This window comes from Schlesneria sp. (assembly GCF_036405755.1).
Taxonomy (GTDB): domain Bacteria; phylum Planctomycetota; class Planctomycetia; order Planctomycetales; family Planctomycetaceae; genus Schlesneria; species Schlesneria sphaerica.
In genome coordinates this window covers 1-7,451 of the sequence record NZ_DASWWZ010000038.1, presented here as the reverse complement: position 1 = coordinate 7,451, position 7,451 = coordinate 1, and the positions used below count along the sequence as shown (strand labels likewise).

The window sequence follows — 7,451 nt, the reverse complement described above, 5'->3', positions numbered from 1 at the left end:
GGACAGAAATGCCAGGGACACAGCATCTATTGTTGCGCGAATTACGGCACCGCTTCGAGAATGCCGAATCAGGTAGACGGCAATTTGGGGATTCGAGAAGCACCAGGCCCAGACGTTTTTGCCATTGATGCGCCAGCCGGTTTCATCGGCGTGAATCAAGTTTTGCTGCCGCAACAGATCGAGCAGATCGATCACAACGGGAGCCAACAGCTTGCCGCCCCAACCGAGATGTCCCAGTGCTCCTGCCCGACTCAACGGAATTCCCCACCACTGCGACAACAGATCGCAGCTTTTGCCCAGCGAGATCCCCAGATGAGCCCGGCAATACCGATTCAGCAGCGGTGCGCGAGGTCCGAGATGACTGCCCGGCAGTTCCAGTTCAGCACGACCCTGGCTGGTTTTTCCACAGTATTGACACTGATACTCAAGTCGCCGGTAGCGATGGTATACAGGCTTCGGCTCAGGAATATCAGTGACAAGATGATCATCAAATCGGCCCGTCGGCTTGATTCGGCGACTGCCGCAGCAGGGGCACGAGTCGAGCACCACCTCGCGACAATCGACTTGATCGGGAGGAATCTCATCGAGATTCGGCGGATCACGAAACACACCGGGATGCTGCCGAAATGGCTTCTTGCGACGATCCTGCTTCTTGCTTCCCGCGGGCGGCTTGCGATTGGGCTGTGGTTTGTAACCCTGACGGCGGACCCGTTCCAGTTCTGCTTCCAACTCCGAGATCCGAGCATCACGCTCCGCAACCTGGGCTTCCAACTCCGCCACGCGATGCAGCAAAGCCGCTACCTGCTCTTTGAGTAACGCAACATCATCCATGATGCTCGAAATTTACCAAACCCTGGCCACTGGAAAAGACCAGAATGACTTAACAGTTACGAGATCAGTGAGTACATCGCCTACTACAACCTCAACCGAAAACACTCCGCCCTCGGATACTTAACCCCACATCAGTTGGAACTGCAGGAGTGATTTCTTGTGTGTTGAACTGTCCGTGAAATCGTCAGCACCTCACATTGTCACTTCCTGCATCTCTGAGATGTCCACTCTAGCAGCCACTGTTTCGTTGGGCTGCACGGTAGGCATCGCCGCCCATCCGCTCCACAGCGACTGCATATGTATTCGCTACTCCAATACAGGAATTCCGACGAGCGTAATCGATACCGCCACCAGGATACGCATCGCGGCATTTGGATTCCATATCTCGCTCAAACTGAGTATCGCAAGATGACTTTGTGTTCCCACACGCTTCGTAACATTGATCGTGCTTCTTGCATGCGTCAGAGAAATTAGCATCGCCCCATCGGTCACGCACGAATGGCTCGTGCCAACTGGTTCCGCAATGGCCGGATGGGGCAACGCCACTTTTCACTGCTGTATGAAATCTTGAAGCAGTTTGAGAGAACTTCGGCAATCTCATAGCAGTGAGTCCTGTCAGTAAAGGGAGGAGGAACGCCTTATCTCCTCAAAAAAAGATGCCACACGTTAGGCTGATGAAACTACTAACACCATGGGCTGTGGGCCGTGCAATGGCACACCTCTCCAAGCGGGGTGTTGACGCAGACTTCGGCACAGCACCCTTGCATACGAATTCCCTCTTGCTGATTTAACTTAGATTTCTCGGGTGCTCGCGAAACTCGATTGGTGACGACAGTCTGTTTCGGCAATTTCATGTGAATTCCCTTGAATGATTGTCTTGATATTCGTCAACAGTAAGTCGAATCGGCATTGCCATCAGTCTTTAAAAGCAATCTTTGCATCGATCGTAAGAGCTCCCGAGACAGGATATACATCCGACGGAGCCAGTGAGATAACACACAGCCGCACACTCTGCTATCTTTCGGGCACATCTCCATCGATCGCAGCCAGAGGGATTAACCCCGATTTCTGGCGATGACATTCGGTCAGATGCGGCAATGGTCGCCATGCCGCTTCTTTGTCTAGATCGTGTAAATTTGGGCAGTTTCATTTTAATGTCTCCAGTACTAAGGTATCGTCAGAAGCAGCCGCACTCCGGTGCAGCTAAGCCAGCACACAGAACAGTACCTGGTATGTTTCCTGCAATAATCACACCCCTACACTGGCGTGCCTTAGGACTCAATTAGCCGGCATTATATCCTTGAGGCGCAAGTGTGTTAACGTATCCCTGCTGACAATTGTGGGAGGCGACTTTGGTGCAGGCAGTTTCGGAAGTTTCTGTTCGTAGTCCTTTCAAGTAAGAGTGAGAGCCCGTGGCAGTGAGGCCATCTCACTACACTAGTTCGAGCATTTTGGGTCCGGTCGTCGAACACAACCGGTTCCGGGGCAGCATTGCACGCATACGCAATTGGCACATCGCTCACTGCACCCTCCTTTTGGAGAGTACTGGGAAGGCGAAGTGAGAATGTAATGAGGCAACTTCCTGTAAGTCGAGGTTTGTAACGATCGCATGGTTTGCTTGGGAATCTTCATTGTGCATTCTCTTAAGAATAATGGCTACCGGAGTGTAAATACTCGCTCAGATCCATCGCCGAGCAAGTAGGGGACCGTGTCGCTTACATCAACAGTATACCGAACTGCGCGCCGAGCTCTCATTAGGGAATTTGGGTCATAGAAGATGATCGTAACGTCCCAGCAGTCGTAGCCAGGACGACAAAGAGGACTTGGTGTGACATCAATTGTGTCGAGTTCCATCTTCTTGAACTTGTCGATGTTGTCGCTTAAGACCTTACCCAAGAGAAGAGCATCAGTGGCAGCATAGTTCGTTGCCCTGTGCTGTGATTCGAGGCCGAGATTGCGAGTCAGCTCATGGAGGCGGTCTAGTACCGTTTCCACGAATTCAACTGCCTCATCTTCATTAATCGACTCTTTCAGCGTCGTGGACAAGAAGTTGACGTTCCAGTTTGCGAGTCCCCGTTGATCAGGGGCGACGAGAGGGACTTGCTCGCCGGTGTAAAGACGAGTTTCTCCAATGATGATACCGGGTAATGCCACGCGAGTCGCGGGCTCGACTTTAGAACGCTGCTCCTGTTTATCGTATGTCGTTTCTTCACTATTCTGTCCAGGGAACTCTTGGTCCTTCAGGAATGAGAGAAAAGTGTCGTGTGCTTCAAATGCAAAGGCACCCTGAGGGAGTATGGCATAAACTGGGGTGCCATCGATCGTCAAGATCCACGTCAATGCTGTCACATCGGTGCGATCCATGAACCGGCGACCGTTAAGTAGTTGGTATTCTGCGGCAACCTCCGGCCTCCGAACGAGATATTCATACAGGTTCTTGCTGTTATCTGGATCTGGATCCTGCTCAGTACGAAATGCAATCTTCATTGCATTTCGAAAGTAGTCACGCCTCTGCCGACTTCCATAGTCGAATCCAAGCTTCCCAACTGCATATACTTTCTGCAAAACCGGGGCATCTCCACTGGCGCAGCCACATCCAGCTGGCAACACTAGATTGCTGCTGAAATGGGATCCACTGGCCGAGTATCCCGAATTCACAGCACTAGGCGGAGCGACGGAAGCGGCGTGAATTTCGTTTCGCGCTTCTGGAATTCGAGAAGCCGACGAAACAATCGGCTCATGCGATCGAGGGGTGACCTGTTTTGAAGCAGGGTGATCGAGTTGTCCATCATCTGTCATTTCAGTGGTTCCTAGGTCAATTAGTGTTAAGAGTGCTGAGCTTACATCAAGCCGCCCTGCCAAGAGTCTTCGGCAATCCTTTATTGGTTCCTGCTCACAATTGATGGTCGATTTGATCAACGCGCGCCGCACACTTTCCGCAGAAACTATACCTGACCGTTTTAGTTGAACACCCAGTAGCAATGCCGCCACTCCAGTTACGATGGGAGTCGCATAACTGGTACCGGTCCTGATTTCAGTTCGGTGGTCTACACTCGCGCCTCGAATGTCTTCGCCTATCGCAAGGAGGCCTTGTGCCTGGTAAGATTTTCCCCAATTGCTGAATCCTAAGGGACTTCCATTTCGACTCATCGCTCCGACTGCGAGAACCGTAGGCAGTGCGCCGGGGATGTGCAGGCAGTCGCACCCTTGGTTTCCTGCTGCTGACACAATGAGATGCATGCCGTCGCTTAGATTGTTGACAACATCGCCCAGCAGCGGATGGGCTACTCCCGATTCAGATAACTGCCCTCCACTTATGTTGATCAGCAAGGCCGCCGCACCGCGGTCTTTAGCGTATTGAGCAGCTACGGTAATTGCCCTAGCGAGATCAATCTGTGAACAGGGGACGACTTCGCCGTTTGCGGCGTCGCGAAATACAGGGATGACTACTCCATGGCAGTGAGGCGCGATTCCCTTCACTTCACTGTGGTGCTGTCCAAAAATCACACTGGCGACATGAGTGCCATGCTGGGTGGCGGCACCTCTGTTTGAACTAGCTGCGGCGGTCGGATGAACCACGATATCGGCACCTTGGAAGCAAGGGTGCGACAGGTCAACTGGTCCATCCAAAATAGCGATGCATATTCGCGGGTCACCGAGCGTCTCGTTCCAGAGTTCGTGCAGGCCAGGGATGTCTGCGATATCGGTGCCACTTCGCGATGACACAACTTTCGAACCCTCTTTGGCCGCGGCTGGTAATACGAGGCTGGCAGCTGGCGATAGATGATCGTCATGCTGATCGATAGCCACGCAAGGACAAGCAACCGATTCTGCAGCCGTGTTTGAATTACCTGCGATGATTCTCGCAGCTTCAATTGCGGTGTCGATATCATCAACAGAGTTGAACGGACCAACGCTGAATCGCACCGCACCCTGTTGTTCGAGCGTCCCGAGGGAGCGATGCATCAGGGCTGCACATTGGAAGCCGCCACGAACTTGAATCCGAAATTCCTTTTCCATTCGCCTGGCGACCGACGGGGCAACTTGCTCGGCAAACTTTGCGCTGACGACACCGATGCGGTCGGCTGACGACCGAGGGCCAAAAAAAGTTACGCCGGGGATGTCAGACAGCCCTGCTAACAACCGATCCATCAAGTCGATTGAATGTTGCCGAAGATCGGCGAGTCCGCGTTGTTCGACATATTCGATCCCGGCACCGAGACCAATTATGCCCGGTGTGTTATGGCTGCCGGACTCATATTTTTCGGGGAGTGCATCGGGTTGGTCTTCGCTTGAGCCGGCGCTGCCAGTTCCTCCTTGCCGCACTGATTGGACAAACTCTTCCAGCCCAGAGCGAATGTAAAGGATACCGGTTCCCAGCGGTCCCAAGAGTCCTTTATGGCCTGGAGCAGCGAGCAGGTCTGCTCCAATCTCGGAGACCGACAGATGCAGGTGTCCTAATGTCTGAGCTGCATCGACCAGAAAAAGGATTCCGTACTCACGAGCAATCGCCCCAACTTCCATCACGGGCTGAATCGCGCCAGTCACGTTGGAGGCATGCGTCAAGACAATCAGTCTCGTGCTGGGGCGAATTGCAATTCGAATGTCTTCGGGGCGGACGACACCGAATTCATCGCAGGCAACGCGCGTGACTTCGACTTGACCGAGCCTTTCAAGCTTCCGCAGTGGCCTGAGAACTGAATTATGTTCGACAATGGATGTGACTACATGATCGCCCGGCTTGAGGATTCCATAAATTGCCTGATTGAGAGAATCCGTGCCATTGAGCGTAAAGATAATACGGTCTGGGCTTTCGGCGCCAATCAGCCGAGCAACGGCCGATCTTGTTTGTGCTACTGCCTGTCCAACCTCCTCAGCCTCCGCATATCCGCCTCGACCAACCGATGCTCCAAGACGTCTGTGGTAGTCGTCGACGACATCGTACACTGAAGATGGCTTGGGCCAGCTCGTGGCAGCATTGTCGAGGTAAACACGCGAGCGTTGCAGCATTCAGCAGACCCTCAGCGGGGGTGTATTTTTCGTATGCATGCAAAATTACATGACCGTGGTCATTTGTCAATATGGTGAGTTAAAAAATGCTCCAACCATAAGAAATATTCGTTGTTCAGCTGTCGAGCCCAAATACTTCGACTGTTATATAGCCCTTCACTTGTTGCAAGTTTCTCTCCTCAGGGAGCTGAATTTTGCCTAACTTCCCCAGTTAGGAGCACAATCGAGAATACGCGAAAATTTTGGAGCCCCGATTTTGACGTAACTCGTTTATTGTCTGCGGCTGCATAGCATTTTGAGGGCCAGTCAGTTTTCGTGTGGGGTTGGGGGTGCATGCCAGCTTTTGTTGTGCATCCCTGTTGTGCGTCAGATTGCCTGATAACGTCAATTCCAAGATTTGGCGATTTTTTGGTAATCTGCGACGTGTATGGAGAATTGGGGTGTGATCAAACTCGATTGGGAGACGGTGCCATGGATGGCAAAGTCAGTGCTTTAGAAACCGAATTATCCTCTGTGATGCGGCGTGCTGCGGAACTCAAGGTGCAGTTGGACCAGGAGACAGGCCGTCTTCCCGAGACGGAGATTCCTCATTACTCGGTGATCGAGAATGCGGCGCATTGAAGTCGGACAAATGCTCAGCCGAATGGTCCAGCAGGAGATGCTGAACGAGCTGGTGGCATCGCAACCGCTCGTCGCAAAGTACCCTGCCTGCGGGACGTGGTGTTCGTTGAAACCTCGGCAGGAGATAACGGGGGAGATAACGGGGACACAGCATATCTGATTGACAGCGCAGTCACAAGTTCGGTATTTTGAACTCGCGAATTAGCATTTCGCGATGTGAGTTTCGAGAATGGAGGATGAGGGGATGGCTCGGTTAGCGCGTGCAGAAGTCTTTTCGCCGGATGAGGTGGCGATTGTGCATGTGATGAACCGGGTTGTCCGGCGGTGCTTTCTATTGGGAACTGATTCCCTGACCGGCAAGAACTATGACCACCGGAAGGGGTGGATTGAAGATCTACTGAAACGCTATGCCGCCTGCTTCGGGATCGATCTACTGGGCTTTGCGATTCTTTCGAACCATTTTCATCTGATATTGCGGTCTCGCCCGGATGTGGTGGCGACCTGGGATAAAGCGGAGGTCGCTCGACGATGGTTACTCCTGTGTCCGATCCGGAAGGATGATCACGGAAATCCCCTGGAGCCGAATCAGGCCGAGTTGGATTTCATCCAGAACGATCCTCGTATGCTGGAAATTATCCGCTTGCGGTTGTCCGATATCGGCTGGTGGATGCGGTTGCTGTGTCAAACCGTGGCGATGCGTGCCAACCACGAGGACAACGAGATTGGCCGCTTCTGGCAAAGCCGATTTCGGGCGGTACGTCTTCTTGACGAAGCGGCCCTCGTCGCTTGTGCTGCTTATGTTGACCTGAACCCGATTCGCGCGGCGATGGCCGACCGACTGGAGACCAGCGACTACACTTCGGTCCAGCGGCGGATTCAGGCTCAGAAGAACCACTCAGAACTCCGCAACACCGTTAGTCCCAGCGATCGTTCACCGACAGAGAGCAAACCATCCCGCCGTTCGGTCAAAAAGACGCACGACGCGAGAA

6 protein-coding genes are annotated in these 7,451 nt (G+C 52.9%); 3 read left to right on the top strand and 3 right to left on the bottom strand.

Annotated elements, in window-relative coordinates; all coding sequences use genetic code 11:
• Positions 1–831 (bottom strand): IS66 family transposase (locus VGE80_RS01285; protein WP_440591389.1); only part of this gene is annotated, 831 nt, incomplete at its 3' end.
• 63 nt (positions 832–894) lie between these two features.
• Between VGE80_RS01285 and VGE80_RS01280 the strand changes: the two genes are divergently transcribed.
• On the top strand, positions 895–984 hold the full coding sequence (locus VGE80_RS01280) for an IS3 family transposase (RefSeq protein WP_440591390.1): 90 nt from the start codon (positions 895–897) through the stop codon (positions 982–984).
• A 76-nt stretch (positions 985–1,060) separates the two neighbouring features.
• Here VGE80_RS01280 and VGE80_RS01275 read toward each other — a convergent pair whose 3' ends face one another.
• Entirely contained in the window at positions 1,061–1,432 is a 372-nt protein-coding gene (locus tag VGE80_RS01275) for a hypothetical protein (protein ID WP_440591388.1), read from the bottom strand.
• A 1,055-nt stretch (positions 1,433–2,487) separates the two neighbouring features.
• Positions 2,488–5,841, bottom strand: coding sequence for a PatA/PatG family cyanobactin maturation protease (locus VGE80_RS01270; RefSeq protein ID WP_440591387.1), 3,354 nt, complete (start codon positions 5,839–5,841; stop codon positions 2,488–2,490).
• 471 nt (positions 5,842–6,312) lie between these two features.
• Here VGE80_RS01270 and VGE80_RS01265 point away from each other — a divergent pair, with 471 nt between their 5' ends.
• On the top strand, positions 6,313–6,462 hold the full coding sequence (locus tag VGE80_RS01265; RefSeq protein WP_440591386.1) for a hypothetical protein: 150 nt from the start codon (positions 6,313–6,315) through the stop codon (positions 6,460–6,462).
• 244 nt (positions 6,463–6,706) lie between these two features.
• A partial coding sequence (locus tag VGE80_RS01260; RefSeq protein ID WP_440591385.1) for a transposase occupies positions 6,707–7,451 on the top strand: 745 nt, incomplete at its 3' end.